General features: G+C 68.8%; 15 protein-coding genes. 3 read left to right on the top strand and 12 right to left on the bottom strand.

Features of this window, described 5'->3' with window-relative positions; translation table 11 throughout:
* Positions 1-9 precede the first annotated feature (9 nt).
* On the top strand, positions 10-408 hold the full coding sequence (crcB, locus tag D000_RS0102680) for a fluoride efflux transporter CrcB (RefSeq protein WP_018872014.1): 399 nt from the start codon (positions 10-12) through the stop codon (positions 406-408).
* The gene (locus tag D000_RS0102675) at positions 405-821 is read left to right on the top strand and encodes a CrcB family protein (RefSeq protein ID WP_018872013.1); all 417 of its coding nucleotides are present in this window, start codon (positions 405-407) and stop codon (positions 819-821) included. The genes crcB and D000_RS0102675 overlap by 4 nt, the downstream gene beginning before the upstream one ends.
* Positions 822-834: 13 nt before the next feature.
* Here the strand turns inward: D000_RS0102675 and D000_RS0102670 are convergent, their stop codons facing one another.
* Positions 835-3,543 carry a cation-transporting P-type ATPase gene (locus D000_RS0102670; RefSeq protein ID WP_018872012.1) on the bottom strand — a complete coding sequence of 903 codons (2,709 nt, stop codon included), beginning with the start codon at positions 3,541-3,543 and terminating at the stop codon, positions 835-837.
* Between the two features lie 151 nt (positions 3,544-3,694).
* Here D000_RS0102670 and D000_RS0102665 point away from each other — a divergent pair, with 151 nt between their 5' ends.
* The gene (locus D000_RS0102665; RefSeq protein WP_018872011.1) at positions 3,695-4,600 is read left to right on the top strand and encodes an alpha/beta hydrolase; all 906 of its coding nucleotides are present in this window, start codon (positions 3,695-3,697) and stop codon (positions 4,598-4,600) included.
* A gap of 87 nt (positions 4,601-4,687) precedes the next feature.
* Here the strand turns inward: D000_RS0102665 and D000_RS0102660 are convergent, their stop codons facing one another.
* From D000_RS0102660 to D000_RS0102610, 11 genes are all read right to left on the bottom strand, one after another.
* Positions 4,688-6,406 carry a complex I subunit 5 family protein gene (locus D000_RS0102660; protein WP_018872010.1) on the bottom strand — a complete coding sequence of 573 codons (1,719 nt, stop codon included), beginning with the start codon at positions 6,404-6,406 and terminating at the stop codon, positions 4,688-4,690.
* A complete protein-coding gene (locus D000_RS0102655) occupies positions 6,403-7,923 on the bottom strand; it encodes a complex I subunit 5 family protein (RefSeq protein WP_018872009.1) in 1,521 nt (506 codons plus the stop codon). The genes D000_RS0102660 and D000_RS0102655 overlap by 4 nt, the downstream gene beginning before the upstream one ends.
* The gene (locus D000_RS0102650; protein ID WP_018872008.1) at positions 7,923-9,407 is read right to left on the bottom strand and encodes a complex I subunit 5 family protein; all 1,485 of its coding nucleotides are present in this window, start codon (positions 9,405-9,407) and stop codon (positions 7,923-7,925) included. The genes D000_RS0102655 and D000_RS0102650 overlap by 1 nt, the downstream gene beginning before the upstream one ends.
* Entirely contained in the window at positions 9,404-9,832 is a 429-nt protein-coding gene (locus tag D000_RS0102645; protein ID WP_018872007.1) for an NADH-quinone oxidoreductase subunit K, read from the bottom strand. The genes D000_RS0102650 and D000_RS0102645 overlap by 4 nt, the downstream gene beginning before the upstream one ends.
* Complete coding sequence (locus D000_RS0102640) at positions 9,829-10,824, bottom strand: hydrogenase subunit MbhD domain-containing protein (RefSeq protein WP_018872006.1); 996 nt, start codon at positions 10,822-10,824, stop codon at positions 9,829-9,831. The genes D000_RS0102645 and D000_RS0102640 overlap by 4 nt, the downstream gene beginning before the upstream one ends.
* A complete protein-coding gene (locus D000_RS0102635) occupies positions 10,821-11,117 on the bottom strand; it encodes a monovalent cation/H(+) antiporter subunit G (protein WP_018872005.1) in 297 nt (98 codons plus the stop codon). Before D000_RS0102635 ends, D000_RS0102640 begins: the two co-directional genes overlap by 4 nt.
* Positions 11,107-11,433, bottom strand: coding sequence for a monovalent cation/H+ antiporter complex subunit F (locus D000_RS0102630; protein ID WP_018872004.1), 327 nt, complete (start codon positions 11,431-11,433; stop codon positions 11,107-11,109). Before D000_RS0102630 ends, D000_RS0102635 begins: the two co-directional genes overlap by 11 nt.
* Positions 11,430-11,993: a Na+/H+ antiporter subunit E gene (locus D000_RS0102625; RefSeq protein WP_018872003.1), complete on the bottom strand. Its 564-nt coding sequence runs from the start codon at positions 11,991-11,993 to the stop codon at positions 11,430-11,432. The genes D000_RS0102630 and D000_RS0102625 overlap by 4 nt, the downstream gene beginning before the upstream one ends.
* Positions 11,994-12,031: 38 nt before the next feature.
* Positions 12,032-12,571, bottom strand: a complete 540-nt coding sequence (locus D000_RS0102620; protein WP_018872002.1) for an invasion associated locus B family protein — start codon at positions 12,569-12,571, stop codon at positions 12,032-12,034.
* Between the two features lie 147 nt (positions 12,572-12,718).
* Positions 12,719-15,628, bottom strand: a complete 2,910-nt coding sequence (locus D000_RS0102615; protein ID WP_018872001.1) for an EAL domain-containing protein — start codon at positions 15,626-15,628, stop codon at positions 12,719-12,721.
* Positions 15,628-16,587, bottom strand: a complete 960-nt coding sequence (locus D000_RS0102610; protein WP_018872000.1) for an ABC transporter substrate-binding protein — start codon at positions 16,585-16,587, stop codon at positions 15,628-15,630. The genes D000_RS0102615 and D000_RS0102610 overlap by 1 nt, the downstream gene beginning before the upstream one ends.
* Between the last annotated feature and the right edge of the window lie 34 nt (positions 16,588-16,621).

Below are 16,621 nucleotides of genomic sequence, written 5' to 3'. Positions count from 1 at the left end.
AATGGGGCCATGATCGCGTGGTGGGAGGGCCTGTTGCTGGTGGGAGCCGGGGGTGCGCTGGGGGGGCTGGCGCGCTTCTGGCTGTCGCAGTGGATCGACAACCGCACCGGGGGCGGCCGCTTCCCGTGGGGGACGCTGGCGGTGAATGCCTCCGGTGCGCTGCTGATCGGGCTGGCGCTGGGCTGGGCCTCGGGGCCGGCGTGGACCTCCTGGCTCTGGCTGCTGCTGGTGGTGGGCGTGCTCGGCAGCTTCACCACGGTCTCCTCGTTCAGCCTGCAGGTGGTCGGGGTCGCCGAACAGGACGGGCTGCGCCCGGCGCTGGTCTATGTCCTGCTGACGCTGGGCGGAGGGCTGTCGCTGGTGGCCATCGGGCACGCACTGGGCCGCCTGGCGGGGGGCGCGGCGTGACCGGGTATTCGCTGCGTCTCTCGCTGTTCGTCGCGCTGGGGGCCGCGCTCGGCAGCATGGCGCGCTATGCCATTTCCTGGACTGGGTTGCACCTGGCCGGCACCGGCTTTCCCTGGGATACGCTGGCCGTGAACGTGGCCGGATCGTGGCTGATCGGGCTGTATGCGGTGATCAGCGCGCCGGGCGGCTGCCGCCCGGCCGATCCGGTGTTTCGTCATTTCATGCTGGCCGGTGTCTGCGGTGGTTTCACGACCTTCTCGGTCTTCAGTCTCGAGAGCCTGTTGCTGTTGCAGTCGGGTGCCGCGGGGCGCGCCGGGTTTTATGTGGCTGTCTCTCTGATGCTGTGGATCGCGGGGGTGTGGCTGGGCAGCCGCATGGGGCGGCGCTGGAACGCCGCCGCGGCACGAGGCTGAGTCCCGGGACTCCCTACTGGTGGGGGTTGAAACCGCTCTGGCGCAGTAGTGTCTTTTCGAGTTCGACCAGTGTGAACAGGATCAGGCCGAAGGCGAGGATGCGCAGCCATTCCTCCGGCCCGATGGCGGTGGTGCCGAACAGCAGTTGCAGCGGTGGGGCGTAGGTGAACAGGCCCTGCAGCACGATCAGGATCCCGATTGCGATTATGGCCGGTCGGCTTGCGGCCAGGCTGGCACGGCTGAGGGCAGGCGCCAGCAGGGAACGGCTGGCCAGCATGAAGAACAGCTGCCCCATGACCAGGGTGTTGATGGCCACGGTGCGGGCGAATTCGAGCTCGACCCCCTGCTGCTGCAGCCACAGGAAATGGCCAAAGGCGCCCGCGACCAGCAGGGTGGACACGAAACCGATCCGCCATAGCAGGAAACCGGACAGGATCGGGGTGTTGGGCGGGCGTGGCGGACGTTGCATGGTGCCGGGTTCGGTGGGTTCGAAGGCCAGCGCCAGGCCGAGGGTGACGGCACTGACCATATTGACCCACAGCACCTGAACCGGTGTAAGCGGCAGGGTCAGGCCCAGCAGAATCGCGGCGACGATCGTGAAGGCCAGTCCTCCGTTGTTGGGCAGGAGGAACATGATCGCCTTCTTCAGGTTGTCATAGACCGTTCGGCCCTCTTCTACCGCATTGGCGATGGACACGAAGTTGTCGTCCGCCAGGATCATTGCGGAGGCCTCGCGCGCGGCCTCGGTGCCCTTCATTCCCATGGCCACGCCGACATCGGCGCGTTTGAGTGCGGGGGTGTCGTTGACACCGTCGCCGGTCATCGCGACCACGTCGCCGTGGCTCTGAATCGCCCGCACCAGCCGCAGCTTGTGCTCCGGCGTGGTGCGGGCGAATACGTCAACACGCTGGACGAGCTTCTTGAGGTCTTCGTCGGAGGTGTCGTCCAGTTCGTGGCCGACCACGACACCGCCTGCGGTGTTGATGCCCAGTTCGTCGGCGATGGCCCTTGCGGTGATGCCGTGATCGCCGGTGATCATCTTCACCCGGATGCCGGCCTCCTGGCAGTGGGCTACTGCTTCGATAGCCTCTTCGCGCGGCGGGTCGATGATCCCGCACACCGCGACCAGGGTGAGGCCGCCGTCCTCGATATCGGAGAACTGCAGTTCTTTGCGCTGACCCTCCAGGCGCCGGGTGGCGAGCGCTAGCAGGCGCTGTCCCCGCCCGGCGACGCCATCCATCCACTCTTGCCAGTGCTCGGTGTCGAGCGGTTCTTCCCCGTCCCGGGTGCGCTGGTGGCTGCAAAGGGCCAGCACGCGCTCCGGTGCGCCCTTCAGGAAGAGGGTGGCATGCCCTTCAGGGGTGTGGTGCAGGGTGGCCATGAACTTGTAGGACGACTCGAAGGGGATCACGTCGGCGCGTACAAAGCGCTCGCGGATCACCTTCGGTTCCAGCCCGCCCTTCATGGCCGCGACGATCAGGGCGCCCTCGGTCGGGTCGCCCTCCATGGTCCACTGGTCGTCCTTGCGATAGACCTCGGCGTCGTTGCACAGCAGGAGGCCGCGCAGGATCTCGGCCAGGTGGGGGTCGTTGTCCGGGTCTGCCACCTGGTTGTCGCGGGTAATGTCGCCGTCCGGTTCGTAGCCAACTCCGCTGAGTTCGTATTCCGCCTCGGGGGTGATGATGCTCTTCACCGTCATCTCGTTGCGGGTGAGGGTGCCGGTCTTGTCCGAACAGATGGTGGTGACCGCGCCCAGGGTCTCGACCGCCGGCAGGCGGCGGATAATCGCGTGGCGCGCGGCCATGCGCTGCACCCCGATCGCCAGGGTTATGGTCATGATCGCCGGCAGGCCCTCGGGGATCGCTGCCACCGCCAGGCTGGCCGCGGCGAGGAAGGTCTCCACCAGATCGTAGTCGCGCACCCAGTAGCCGAAGGCGAAGGTCGCCGCCGCCAGGATGCCGATGGCCACCGACAGCCAGCGGCCGAACTGGGCGATCTGGCGCAGCAGCGGCGTGGTCAGGGTCTCGATCTCGCTGATCAGGGTGGAGATGCGGCCAATTTCGGTATCGGCCCCGGTGCCGACTACCACCCCGTGGCCCTGGCCAAAGGCCACCAGCGTGCCGGAATAGGCCATCGAGCGGCGATCGCCGAGGTCGGAGTCGCCCTCAACCGGCTCGGTCTGTTTGTCGCTGGCGACCGATTCACCGGTCAGCGCGGCCTCGTCGATGCGCATGTTGTGCGCGGCCAGCAGCCGCAGGTCGGCCGGTACCCGGTCGCCCGCCTGCAGGTAGACGATATCCCCCGGTACCAGTGCCTCCGCCGGCAGGCTGCGCCGCTGGCCATCGCGCAGGGCCTGGGCGCGGGGCGAGAGCATCTGGCGGATCGCGTCCAGGGCCTTCTCCGCCTTGCCCTCCTGGATGTGGCCAATGATGGCGTTGATCAACACCACCCCGAGGATCACGCCGGTATCCAGCCAGTGACCGAGGAACGCGGTAGCGATGGCTGCCGCGATCAGCACGTAGATCAGCACATTGTGGAATTGCAGCAGGAAGCGCCGGACCGGGCCGGTGCGTGCGGCCTCCGGCAGGCGGTTGGGGCCGACATCCTGAAGCCGCTGTTCCGCTGCGGACGAGGCAAGCCCGTGCTCGTCCGTCTCCAGACGCCGCAGCACTTCATCGGTCTTCAGGGCGTGCCAGTCGCGTGACGGGTCGCGATCGCTCATGGGTCTCCCGGAGATCTATCACCCAGTGGATCCGGACCTGCTTATCATGCGCCGGCGCGCCCGCGCTGTCAGGCCATGGCCCGTACCCGGAGTGGAATTTTCCCAGCACGAACGAGTCTATTTCCAGACGACTCGACAACAGGAGGTTCCCATGTCTCGCTGGATTGCCACGGCTGCCCTGACAGTGGCCGGATTGGTCGCGGCCTCGAACGTGATGGCGACGGAGAAGGTTACGCTGGAACACGATGACCGAACCCTGATCGGCCACATGAAGGAAGGCATGGGGGCGAGTCCCTCCGACGGGGTGGTCCTGATGCTGCACGGCACCCTGGCGCACGGGCGCATGGAGGTGATGGCCGCGGTGCAGGATCTGCTGGCGGACCATGGCCTGAATACGCTGTCCGTCAATCTGAGCTACGGCATCGACGCGCGCGAGGGGATGTTCGAATGCGATGCCCCGGTGCGTCACGGCGTCGATGACCATCTGCAGGAGTTGAGCCTGTGGCATCAATGGCTGCAGGACGAGGGCTATGGTCCGGTCACCCTGTTTGGCCACTCGCGCGGTGGCAACCAGGTGGCCCGCTACCTGACCGAGCATGACCCGGACGGCATCCGCGCCCTGGTGCTGGTGGCCGCGTCCACCTTTGACGAGGACGAGACTGCAAGCGCGTACGAGGAACAAAGTGGTGTGCCGCTCCAGGTGCTCCTGGATCGCGCCCGCGAACTCCAGCGCATGGGCCAGGAAGAGACCCTGATGGAGGACGTGCGTTTCCTCCACTGCCAGGAATTGGACGTGACCCCGCGTGCCTTCCTCGGCTACTACGAGCCGACCCGCCGGAACGACACCCCGACGGTGATCCGCGGGATGCAGATCCCGACGCTGGTGATCACGGGTTCCGAGGACGACGTGGTGCCGGACCTGCCGGAGAAGGTCGAGGCGGTGAAGGACAGCGGTGACATCACCCTGATGACCGTGGACGGCGCGGGGCACTTCTTCCGTGACTTCTTCGCGGACGACGTGGCCGACTTCACCGCGGACTTCATCGATCAGAACTGAGCTCCAGCCCGCAATAGGAACGGCGCCTGAAGGCCGGCCCGGGGCAGTCCCGGGCCGGCCTTTTTCGTGCCTCGCTCGAGGGCGGCCTTATCCGGCGAGCAGCGTCAGGTAGAGCCCGAGCATCGCTGCGGAAAACAGCAGCCCGATGGTCTCCCAGCGGGTCAACATGCGCTCGGCGGCCTCCAGGCGACGGCGCGCGCCCAGGCGCAGCGCACGCATGCGGGCCGGTATCCGGGGTGGCCAGGGCCCCGGCAATGCCAGGCGGCGTCGAGTGCGGCGGACGCTGTCCCAGGCGGCCTCGGCCAGTACGGCCAGATCCCCCTCCGGCACGCGCGGGGTCTCGCGGTCGCGGACCCCGCGCCAGGCCAGAAGGGCGAGGCCCAGCCCCAGCATGACCGGCCACAGCAGGGACGAGCCGTACAGGTCATGGACGCTCAGGGGCAGGGCCGTGGGGCCGGCCAGCAAGGTTGCGAGCGGGAGCAGGAGTGCCATCAGCGAAAGGCCGCCCCAGGCCCACCAGCGCGGTCGGTCGAGGCCGTCGGTCGCGGTCTCGAGATCCGCCCGCCAGCGCCACAGGAAGCGCAGTAGCAGCACCGTGGTGCCGGCCGCCGCGAGGGTCAGCAGCCACTCGGTATGGGCCAGCCAGCCCGACAGGGCCTCCGCCGCCAGCGGCTCCTTCAGCGCGTTCTTGGCCAGCGCGCCACTGGTGAAGGGCAGGCCCGCCAGGGCCAGCGCCGGCAACAGCGTGAACAGCGCAAAGGCGGCCCGCGCCGGGCGGGCAACCGGCCACTGACGCTGCATGCCGGCGGTCAGGAACAACGCCCCCTTGGCCAGGCCATGATGAACGGCGTACAGCGTGACCGCTGCCAGCAGCCAGCCGCGCGCCTCGGGCAGGAGCAGGGCCAGGCCGATACCCGTGGTCATCAGCCCCATCTGCGAGATGCTGGAGTAGGCAAGGATCGTCTTCGGCCGCACCTGAAGGACCCCGACCGCGACGCCGAGGAAGGCCGCTGCCAGGCCCAGCAGGACCAGCGCCTCGCCCAGCGCGGCATGACCGGCGGCGTCGATTGGCAGCAGGCGCATCCAGCCGAGCAGGCCGGCCTTGATCATCGCCCCGGACAGCACGGCGCTCGCGGGTACCGGCGCGGCCGGGTGGGCCAGCGGCAACCAGAAATGCAGTGGCAGCATGCCGGCCTTGATGCCGAGGCCCAGGACCAGAAGGACTTGTGCCCAGCCCTCGGGGCGCGCCGCGGCCACCGCCGCCAGGCTGGACTGCCCCGCCGCATGGGCGGCCAGCACCAGACCCGCGAACAGGAAGACCTCACCTATCACCGCGAGGATCAGGTAGATCCGGCCGGCCCGCCAGGCCTCCGGCTTACCGGAATGGATCACCAGTCCGTAGGCCGAAAGGCTCATCAGGGAAAAGAACAGGTAGAAGGCGATCGCGTCCTGCGCCAGGATCAGGCCCAGGTTGCCGGCCAGGGCCAGCAACCAGAACACATAGAAGCGATGCCGCCGCGGATCGTCGCGCCGATCGGAGAGTGCGAACAGCCCGGCGGCCAGCCACAGGCCCGCGGTCAGGCCCAGGAAGGCCCGGCCGGTCGGGTCGACTGCCAGGTGGGTACCCATCAGCAGGCTGGAGAAGGTCGCCTCCAGCCCGGGCGGGGCGAGGGCGGCCAGCGCCAGGCCGGGGAGCGCCGCCCAGGGCACCAGACGGTTCAGTCGCGCCCGCCCCGGACGCAGGCCGATGAACACCGCCAGCATCAGCGGCACGAGCGGGACGGCCAGCAACAGGACCCCGCTCACAGCCCGAACCCCGGCAGCGAATAGTCACGCTGGACGATCAGGCTGACCCAGCCCAGCGGGCTCAGCCCCAGCCCGGCAAACAGCCCGACCAGCAGCCCCAGCGCGGCGGTGAAGACCACCGGGAACAGCAGCATCCAGTGGGTCTCGAAGCGGGTCGGGCCGGCATGGCCCTGCAGGGGTTCATGCCACGGCTCGCGGCGCTCGCCCAGCCAGCCCCGGATCACCGGGGGCAGGAAGTAGGCCGCGTTCAGCAGGCTCGACAGGACCAGCACCCCGAGTATCCAGGGCATGCCGGCCTCCAGCGCCCCCAGCCCCAGGTGCCACTTGGTTACGAAACCCGCCAGGGGTGGCAGGCCGATCATGCCCAGCGCGCCCGCGGTAAACGCCAGCATGGTCAGCGGCATGCGCCGGCCCACGCCGTCGAGCTCGCTGATGCGATGGATGCCCAGGGTCTCGGCGAAATTGCCGGCGCAGAAGAACAGCGTGATCTTGGTAATGCCCTGGTGTACCAGATGCACCAGCCCGCCGATGACCCCCAGGGGTCCGGCCAGCGCGACGCCCAGGATGATGTAGGAGACCTGGCTCACGGTGGAGAATGCCAGGCGTTGCTTCAGGTCGTCGGTGCGCAGGGCCTGAATGGAGCCATAGATGATAGTGACCGCGGCGATCACCAGCAGCCCGGCCGTCAGGCCCAGCTCGATCGCCAGTTCCGCGCCATAGACATCGTTGACCACGCGGATGATGCCGAAGGCCCCGGCCTTGACCACCGCCACCGCGTGCAGCAGCGCGCTGACTGGAGCCGGCGCGACCATGGCGATGGGCAGCCAGGAGTGCAGCGGCACCAGCGCGGCCTTGACCCCGAAGCCGACCATCAGCAGCACGAACAGGACTTGCAGCGTGACCGCGTGGGTCTCCGCGAGGCCTTCAAGGTAGCCGCCCGGGGTAAAGCCCTCGGCCCCGGCCAGCAGCGTGAGCCAGACGATGGCCGTGAACAGCACCAGCCCGCTGGTCAGGGTATAGCCGAGATAGAGGCGTCCGGCCCGCAGCGCCGCCGGCGTGCCGCGGTGGACCACCAGGGGCCAGGTCGCCAGGGTCAGGATCTCGTAGAAGATCAGGAAGGTGATCAGGTTGCCGGACAGGGCAATCCCCACCGTTGCGCTGACGCACAGCGAGAAGAAGCCGAAGAAGCGGCTGCGCCGCGGCGAACCCTCGAGGTAGCCGATGGCGTAGACCGTGGTCACGAACCACAGCACGGCCGAAAGGCTGGCGAACAGGAGCGACAGCGCATCGGCCGCGAGCACCAGGTCGATGCCGGGCATCAGCGGCAGGCTGAAGCGGTATTCGTCGCCTCGCAGTACGCCCGCCAGCAGCACCCCGACCAGCGCCAGCTTGGTGCCGGCGCCGCCCAGGTTCAGCGCCGTACGCAGTCCCTGGCGATGCTCGGGCAGGAAGAAGATCGCGATGCCCGGTCCCAGCGAGCTGAACAGGATCGCGAGCAGCAGCCAGCCACCGTCCATCACGGGGCCCCCGGGGTCAGGGCCAGCGTGTTCAGGGTGAGGGTGCCGGCCAGCCCGGCCAGCGCCGCGACCGTGGCCAGGCCCAGCGGAACCCAGTCCATCCACGGCGACACCGCCTCGCCCACGTCGCGGCGGCCGCGGTGAAACGCCGAGGCCACCATGCGCAGCACGTAGGCCGCCGCCAGCAGCCCGCCGCCGGCGATCGCGAGCACCCACAGCACGCCGATCAGGCTGCCGGCCAGGACCGTGCCCAGGCCGGCCTCCAGCAGCAGGTACTTGGCGATGAAGCCACCGCTGAACGGCAGTCCCATCAAGCTGACCCCGGCCAGGCCCAGGGCGAATACCGTGCGTGGCCGGGCCCGCAGTACCGCGCCCAGCTCGGCCAGGCGGTCATGCCCGGCAGCGTGCTGCAGCGTGCCCGCGGCCAGGAACACCGAGGCCTTGGCCAGGGCATGGACCACCGCGAAGAACACCACGACCCGCCAGGCGCCCGGGTCCACCAGCATCAAGGGGAAGGCGACCAGCAGATAGCCGAACTGGGCCACCGTGGAATAGGCCACGATGGATTTGAGCCGCCCCGCGCGCAGCGCCTGCAGCGAGCCCCAGATCAGCGCCCCCACCCCGAGCAGGCCGACCAGGATGCCGAAGGCCGGGGTCGTCAGCGGGGCAAACACCCCCATCCACAGCCGCAGGATCAGGTAGAACGACCCCGTGACCACCAGCCCGGAGAGGACCGCGCTGACCGGTGCCGGGGCCGAGCCATGGGCCGGGGCCAGCCAGACATGCAGCGGGAACAGGGCGGCCTTGAGCATCAGGCCCGCGGTCATCAGCACCGCCGCCATACGCTCCGTCGGGCCCGCTTCGGTACGGGCCTCCAGCAGCACCAGGTCGAGTACCCCATGTTCCCCGAAAAGCAGGACCACGCCCATCAGGAAGCTGAGCGAGCCGAGGATGTTGACCAGCAGGTAGCGCACCGCGCCGGAGACCGCGGCGGCCGTACCGGTGAAGGCCACCAGGGCGACCGCCGCGAGCGACACCACCTCCAGGGTGATGTACAGGTTGAAGGCATCGCCGGAGAGAAACAGCATGTTAAGCCCGGCCCACAGCCACAGCCACAGGGGCCAGAACTGGCGGCGCTCGATGCGGTCGTGCACGTAGCCGAGGCTGTAGAGGCTGGTGGCCAGGGCCACCACCGCGGTGAGCACCAGCAGGGTCATGGACAGCCCGTCCAGCTGCAGCATGAGCCCCAGCGGGGCTTCCCAGCCACCCAGTGCGATGCGCGTCGCGGCGGTGTTCGGGTCCGGCCCGGCGTGCAGGAACAGCGCACTCAGTCCGAGCACCCAGGCCGTCACGGCGAGTGCTCCCAGCAGGCCGATCCGGTGGGCCTGGCGCGGCCACGCCGTTGCCAGTACGGCCACCCCCAATGACAGCGCGACCAGTCCGGCGCTCCCCGCCGGGAGCCATTCGGCATTCGCCGGGATCACGCCGACCGGTCCTCGCCAGCGGACGATTCGGCCGGACCGCCGTCGGCGTGATGCGCCTCGCGCGAGATATCTTCCACCGGGGCGTCATCGTCCGGCGGGCCGGGCAGCATTACCGCGTGGCCGGTCAGGCGGGTCAGGTGCACCACCAGGGCCAGGGCGAAGGCGGTCGCGCTGACTGCCACCACGATACCCGTCAGCGTCAGGGCCTGCGCCACCGGGTCCGGCGCTCCCTCGCCGCGGGCGGCGACGCCCAGCAGCACCATGAATACGCCCGAGCCCATGATGTTCAGGGCCAGGATGCGCAGTACCAGGTGGTGGCGGCGGATCAGCCCGTACAGGCCCAGGGCGAACAGGATCGCACCTCCGGTGGGATACAGCAGGCCCGGGGCCAGGGTGTGCGCGACCGTCTCCGCCAGCCCGTTCATGTGTCGTCTCCGGCCGGACGACCGGCCACGAACAGGGCCACCAGCGTCAGGGCAATGGACAGCGTCGCCGCCACCTCGATCAGGATGATGAGCGGATAGGCCCACGCGTCGGCGTAGCCGAGAAAGCCGTGCCCGGCGACAAGCCCATAGGTCCCCACCAGCAGGAACAGCACAACACCCGCAGTGATCCCCAGGCGCAGCGGTGTCCCCGGGGCCATGGGTAGCTGCCGCGGTCGGGCCAGCACCAGCAGGATGCCGGCCGCCCCGAGGATCGCCCCGGCCTGGAAGGCCCCGCCGGGGGCGTGGCTTCCGGCCCACAGCACGTACACCCCGGTGACGACCGCGACCGGTACCAGAAGCCGCAGGGTACCGGGCAGGATCGGGCCCGGGGCCGGGCGGGCCGGGATCAGGTCGTGCCGCCCCAGAGACCACGCGCCCAGCAGCGCGATCAGCACGATCGCCAACTCCAGGAAAGTGTCGTACGCGCGGAAGTTCAGCAGCACCGCGGTGATCGGATGATCGACCCCGGAGATGTCCATGTGCGCGTCTACCACCGGCTCCAGCCCGACGGACTGCGGCTGGTGCCACAGCGCGGTTACCAGCAGGCCGCCGACCACCAGGGCAAAGGTCAGCGCGGGCAGGAAGGTCCGGCGTTCGGGCGGCGGGTCATGCAGGGCGCGCAGCAGGGCATGGGGCCCGGTGGGGTCGGGCGGTGGCGTGTGCCGCCGCCCGCTGCGGCGCTCTGCCATGATGCTGCGCAGGCGCTCCAGCGTCACCAGCAGCAGAGCGCCGGTGATGCCTGCGCCGATGGCCGCCTCGGCCAGCGCGATGTCCGGCGCCTCCAGCCGCACCCAGGCCAGCGCAAGCAGCAGCCCGAAGGTGATGAACAGCACCACGGCCCGGAACAGGTCGGTGCTCGCCAGGCAGCGCCAGGCCACCCCGACGATGCCGGCCAGCAGGACCAGATCGAAGAGGACCAGCAGGACGTTCATCGGTCCGACTCGAACTCCCCGTGGGTCCAGGTGCGCTGCGCGACCATGTGCGCGGCCGTGGTCCCCGCCGCCAGTACCAGCACCCAGATCAGCAGCAGCTTCAGGATATCCGCCGGGCCGCCGGCCTGGAACATCAGTCCGAGTATCACCAGCCCGAGCCCGACGTTGTCGGCCTTGGTCAGGGCGTGCAGGCGCGAATAGACATCGGGAAAACGCAGCAGCCCGGCGGTGCCGGCCGCGAAGAACACCAGTCCGGCGAAGATCAGGATCACGGTCAGTGCATTAGCGATCATCGTGGGGCCTCTCGGGGCCGGGGGTGTCCGGCGGCTGGCGGTGGATCGGGGTATCCGGTGGTTCCGGCAGGCCGTGCTGGCGGACGAAGGCCACCGCGGCCACGACGGCCAGCAGGGCGAAGACCAGTGCCACGTCTACCAGGGCGGATTCCTCCAGTGCCAGCGACAGCAGCAGGAGGATCGTGACCCCGGTGGTGCCGAACAGTTGTGCGGCCAGCATGCGGTCGCCGGAACCCGGGCCGCGCAGCACACGGACCAGCCCGAGCAGTATGGTGCCGAGCAGGAACAGGGCGGCGGCCATGTAGAAGAGGCTCATGGAGCGGCTCCGTCGTCACTGGCTTGGCGGTCACGCGGGTCGTGGAATGCCTTGCGGATTCGTTGTTCCAGGGCGATCAGTGCCGCCCGTGTATCGGCGTCCCGGTCCAGCACATGCAGGGTCAGCAGGCGCCCCTCCAGGCGTACGCTGAGTGTGCCGGGCAGCAGACTGACGACCGCCATGAACAGGGTCAGGGGCGGGCCGTGGGCCAGTTCCGTGCGGTAGGTCAGGAAGTCCGGCCGGATCGGCAGGTGCGGGTCCAGGGCGCGGCGCGCGACGTCCAGCCCACCGAGGAACGAGCTGCGCAGGAAGAACCCCAGCAGGCCCGGAAGCGCGACGGGTCGCAGCGGCAGCGGCCGTCCGGCCGGCAGCAGCAGGCTCGCGACAGCGGCCAGGACGATTGCAAGCAGGGCCAGGGGTTCCAGCAGGGCGGCGCTGCCGGCCAGGATCCACCAGAGCAGTGTGGCGGCCGCGGCGGTTGCCAGTGCCCGTCGTGCCCGCGACCGACCGCGGCCCGCAAATCTGCGGCCGGCATTGGACGGGACCGAGGCGCGCGCCATCGCGTGATCGTCGTGTGGGTTCTTGATGGCGTCGTCGGTTATTGCAGCTGGTTGCTGGCGTTGGTGAAGCCCATCAGGGACACGTCAAAGACGAAGGGTTGTTCCTGGTGCAGGGCGCGGAAGGCCACTGTCAGGGCGCGCCCGCCGCGCAGCGCGCTCATCTGCTGGCTGTTCAGTTCGCGCCCGGCGACGCAGCCCTGCTGCACGCAGGTCACATAGCCCGCGTCCATCTCTTCGCCCGCATCGTCCACCTGCATGCGGATTCCGGGGCGCAGGTCTACGCCCAGCGGCACCAGGATCTCGATGATGTGCTGGTCGCCCTCGCGGCGCACGGTCGCCTGCAGGAACAGGCCCTGTGCCTGTTCGTCCTGGATCTCCAGCGTCTGCTGCATCCGGCAGCGCTCGCCTTGTGGCGTGGCGATGCACGCCACCTCCCAGTCCTGGTAGACCGTGGTCTCCGGCTCCTGCTGCTGCATTTGTTGCTGCATCTGCGGGTCGGCCTGCTGCGCCGGCGCCAGGCCGGGCAGGAGAAGAAACAGGGCCGGGATCAGGCCTGCGCGCAGGGGACGGATCGTCATTCGGTGTGCTCCGGAACTTGTATTCAGCCGTACAGAATGGCCAATGGCGGCCCTCGGTGGCAACCGTGGCCGGGGACAATAGAGACCGTGCTGGCTGATGCATGTTCCCCGTGCAGGGGCTCAAGAAGCGTCTCGCAGCCCTCGATGTCAGCGCGGTGGGTTGTGCAATGCGAACAGCTCCTCCAGGGGCTGCGGGCGGTGCAGCCCGTAGCCCTGGGCAAAGTCCACCTTCAGCTCGCGCAGGCGGGCGATGGTCGATTCGTCCTCCGCAAACTCGGCGATCGTCTTCTTGTCGAGCAGGTGGCCGATATCGTTGATGTTGCCGACCAGGGCGTCATTGACCGGGTCGGTGGCGATGTTGCGCACGAAGCTGCCGTCGATCTTCAGGTAGTCCACCGGCAGGGTCTTCAGATAGGCGAACGACGACAGCCCGGAGCCAAAGTCGTCCAGCGCGAAACGGCAGCCCATGCCGCGCAGCTCGCGGATAAAGCGCATTGCCGCCTGCAGGTTGGAGATCGCCGCGGTCTCGGTGACCTCGAAGCAGAAGATCTCGCCCGGTAGCTGGTGCAGGCTCAGCTGGTTGCGGATAAATGGCAGCAGGGTCTCGTCACTCAGGGTCGCGCCGGAGAGGTTGACCGCGCAGTGCTCGATGCTCGCCGGGCCATGCACGCGGATATGGTCAGCCACCATGGAGAAGGCCCGGGTGATGATCCAGCGGTCGACGATGGTAATCAGGTCGAAGCGTTCGGCGGCCGGCAGGAAGACCCCGGGGGGGATCAGCTCGTCATCCTGGCTGCGCAAGCGTACGAGCACCTCGAAGGAGAGTCCCGCGGGCGGGGCGTCGGAGTCGGGCTCGGCCAGCGGATGGATTTTCTGGGCAAACAGCACCAGACGGCCCTGTTCGACGGCGTCGGAGATCTGCGTGGCCCAGTCCATCTCGCGTCGGTGCTGCTGCAGGTCCTGATCTTCCGGGCGGAAGATATGCGAGCGCCGGCGGCCGGCGTTCTTCGCCGCGTAGACCGCGATGTCGGCATCGGCCAGCAGCTGGTTCATGTTGCGCTCGCCGGGCTGAAACTCGAGGATGCCGATGGATGCGCTGATGCGGAACACGCGGTCTTCCCAGGCGAAGCGCAGTTCGTCGAGGACCGTATGAATGGCGTTGGCGATGCGTTCGGCGTGGGCGATATCGCAGTGCGTGAGGATGATGCCGAACTCGTCTCCGCCAAGGCGGGCCAGCAGGTCGGTCTCGCGCACCTGGTCCAGCATCAGTTCACCGACCTGGCGGATCATCTGATCCCCGGCGACGTGGCCGGCGACATCGTTCACCACCTTGAACTGGTCGAGGTCGATGTACAGCAGGGTATGGTTTTCGTGCCCCTTCTGGCTTTCGGGGTAGCGCGCCAGCTGTTCCAGGCGCTGCTCGAAGGCGTGGCGGTTGGGCAGCCCGGTCAGGGCATCGTGGGTGGCCTGCCAGCTGAGCTGGTTGGCCAGCTCGCGCGCCCGGGTCACGTCATGGAACACCAGCACCACACCCACGATCTCGCCGTCACGATCGCGGATCGGTGCGGCCGAGTCCTCGATCGCGAACTCCTGCCCGTCCCGGCGCAGCAGCATGGTGTGGTTGGCCAGCCCGACGATGCGGCCTTCCTTGAGGCAGCGCTCGACCGGGTTGACCGCCGGCTTGCGGGTAATCTCGTTGAGGATGTTGAACACCCGGGTCAGTGGTTCGCCGGCGGCGTTGTCGGTGGTCCAGCCGGTCAGGTATTCCGCGATCGGGTTCAGGAACGTGACCCGGCCCTGGGTATCGGTGGTGATCACGCCGTCGCCGATGGAGGCCAGGGTTACCTGGGCGTATTCCTTCTCGCGGAACAGGGCCGCCTCGGCGCGCTTGGTGGCGGTGATGTCCTGCACGATGCCGTACATGCGCCGGGGTTGGCCGTCCGCGTCGCGCAGCACGTCGCCACTGCCGAGCAGCCAGCGTTCGTCGCCGTCCCGCGTGACCACGCGGTGCTCGATGCTGTAGGCGGTACCCTGCTCGAGGGACTGTTCCACCGCGGCCTGGACCCTTGCGCGGTCGCCGGGATGGACCCGCTCCAGGTAATGCTCGAAGGTGACCTCGGTGGTGTCCTCCGGCAGGTCGAAGAGCTGGTAGGTCGGACGGGTCCAGACCACGTCGCCGCTGGCGATATCCCATTCCCAGGTGCCGACCCCGGAGAACGCCTGGGCCAGATACAGCCGCTGCTCGCTCTCGCGTAGGCGCGCCTGTTCCCGCACCAGGCCATCTGCCATGCGGTCGAAGGCGTGTGCCAGGCGGCCAATCTCGTCGCGCCCGGTGATCCCGGCACGCTGGTGGTGTTCGCCGCTGGCAATCTGCTCCGCGGTCCGGCTCAGGCGGCTCAGGCGCCGCCCCAGTGCCTGGTAGATCAGCCACCATAGCGCCGCGAGCGCCGCGATCAGGACCGGCGCGAGCAGCAGCGCCGAATTCAGAGCCGCAGTGCGTGCCTGCCGAAAGGGTAATGACAGGTCCCAGGCGAGGATGACTGCGCCCGAGGGGCTGCGCCCCAGGTCGACCACGGGGCCGGTGAACTGCAGCGGTGCTGCTGCGATCAGGGTGTTCTCGGCCGTGACATGGCGTACCTTGGCGGCGCGGCGGTCGTGGGTGTCGGCCAGCAGTGTGCGCAGCGGGTCGGCGAGCGCGGCCATGGGTTCGGCGTCCAGGGTCTCCGCGAGCGGGCGTTCGCGCTTGCCGCGGTTCAGGGCGGCGAGGTAGCGCTCGCGTTCATCGACGACCCCGGCCAGGCGAACCCGGATATCGACATTGAGCGCCGCGATCTCGTCCTGGATGGCCTGCGTACCGTTGTCCTCCAGATGGTTCTGGACGATGCGCTGCATGCGGCTGATCTCGGTCGCCAGTTCGCGTTCGGCGTTCTCGAGGATGCTGCGCTGCTGGTTATGGACCAGTGTCAGGGCATACAGGGTGCCGAGAATGAGCGCTACCACCAGCAGGAAAAGCGGCAGCGTGGTGTTGATCGGATAGCGGAACAGACCCTGCCACATCAGCCGTCTTCCGATGGCGGGCAGCCCGCCGCCTGCAGGATGCGGTCATCGAAGAGTCGTTCCAGCGCCACCTCGCGTTGCAGCAGTCCCTGCTGCTGCATCAGGGTGGCCAGGCGCTCGCTGCTGGCGCGCAGGGATGCGCCGTCGTCGGCCAGGGCTGCGCAGTTTTCCGCCCGCGACGGGAAGCGGACCCCGGCCAGCGCACCTTCCAGTTCCGCCACGCTGAGGTCGCTGTACCGGGCCATGGTGGCCTTGGCGGGTTCCGGCTCGGCATCCAGATACTCGAGTGCGCCGAACCAGGCATCCACAAGCTGCCGGAGGTGTCTCGGGTGGTCGTCGAGCGCTTGGCGCTGGACCACCAGGACATCGATAATCTCGCCCGGGATCCGGGTGCTGTCGAACAGCTCCTCGGCACCGGCATTCAGCAGCCGGGTGCGGGTCGGTTCGAAGGTCGCCAGGGCGTCGACTTCCCCGCCGCGGAAGGCCTCCTCGTGGCGCCCGGCATCCACGCGAACAATATCCACGCTCTCGCGGTCGAGGCCGCCGTGCTCCAGGCCGCGGGCGAGCAGGTAGGCGGTGGCGGCGTCATTCTCGACCCCGATGCGGCGGCCCTCGAGATCCGCCATGCGGGTGATGCCGGGCTGCGCCAGGATGGTGTCGCCACCATGCGAGTAGTCCAGCAGCAGGATGATGCGGATATCGTGGCCGTCGGCGCGCAGTAGCAGCGCCTCGTCGAGGGTCAGGGCGGCGGCGTCGACATTGCCGTTGCGAAAGGCGCGCAGCGACTCCACGTTCGAGCCGAAGCGGGCGAGGCGAATCTCGTCGCTGGGAAGCCTGCCCTCGGAGGCGGCCAGGTGGAGGGGCTGGTAGCCGATCCACTCGATGGTGGCGACCCGCAGCGGGGGTTCCTGGGAACCACCGCAGCCGGCCAGCAACAGCGGCAGCAGCAGAACGGCCATAGCGAGCACGCTGGGCCACCGGGCCCATGCGCGC

The sequence above is a fragment of the Thioalkalivibrio sp. ALJ16 genome (assembly GCF_000377345.1).
Lineage (GTDB): Bacteria > Pseudomonadota > Gammaproteobacteria > Ectothiorhodospirales > Ectothiorhodospiraceae > Thioalkalivibrio.
The sequence above is the reverse complement of the archived record's forward strand: the minus strand, read 5'-3'. Positions and strand labels throughout refer to the sequence as shown.

What these genes read in the sequence shown, in the direction of transcription:
- D000_RS0102670 (WP_018872012.1), bottom strand. Translation starts at nt 3,543, where the DNA reads ATGAGCGATCGCGACCCGTCACGCGACTGGCACGCCCTGAAGACCGAT.
- D000_RS0102640 (WP_018872006.1), bottom strand. Translation starts at nt 10,824, where the DNA reads ATGAACGTCCTGCTGGTCCTCTTCGATCTGGTCCTGCTGGCCGGCATC.
- D000_RS0102655 (WP_018872009.1), bottom strand. Translation starts at nt 7,923, where the DNA reads ATGGACGGTGGCTGGCTGCTGCTCGCGATCCTGTTCAGCTCGCTGGGA.
- D000_RS0102625 (WP_018872003.1), bottom strand. Translation starts at nt 11,993, where the DNA reads ATGGCGCGCGCCTCGGTCCCGTCCAATGCCGGCCGCAGATTTGCGGGC.
- D000_RS0102630 (WP_018872004.1), bottom strand. Translation starts at nt 11,433, where the DNA reads ATGAGCCTCTTCTACATGGCCGCCGCCCTGTTCCTGCTCGGCACCATA.
- D000_RS0102645 (WP_018872007.1), bottom strand. Translation starts at nt 9,832, where the DNA reads ATGAACGGGCTGGCGGAGACGGTCGCGCACACCCTGGCCCCGGGCCTG.
- crcB (WP_018872014.1), top strand. Translation starts at nt 10, where the DNA reads ATGATCGCGTGGTGGGAGGGCCTGTTGCTGGTGGGAGCCGGGGGTGCG.
- D000_RS0102665 (WP_018872011.1), top strand. Translation starts at nt 3,695, where the DNA reads ATGTCTCGCTGGATTGCCACGGCTGCCCTGACAGTGGCCGGATTGGTC.
- D000_RS0102615 (WP_018872001.1), bottom strand. Translation starts at nt 15,628, where the DNA reads ATGTGGCAGGGTCTGTTCCGCTATCCGATCAACACCACGCTGCCGCTT.
- D000_RS0102620 (WP_018872002.1), bottom strand. Translation starts at nt 12,571, where the DNA reads ATGACGATCCGTCCCCTGCGCGCAGGCCTGATCCCGGCCCTGTTTCTT.
- D000_RS0102610 (WP_018872000.1), bottom strand. Translation starts at nt 16,587, where the DNA reads ATGGCCGTTCTGCTGCTGCCGCTGTTGCTGGCCGGCTGCGGTGGTTCC.
- D000_RS0102635 (WP_018872005.1), bottom strand. Translation starts at nt 11,117, where the DNA reads ATGATCGCTAATGCACTGACCGTGATCCTGATCTTCGCCGGACTGGTG.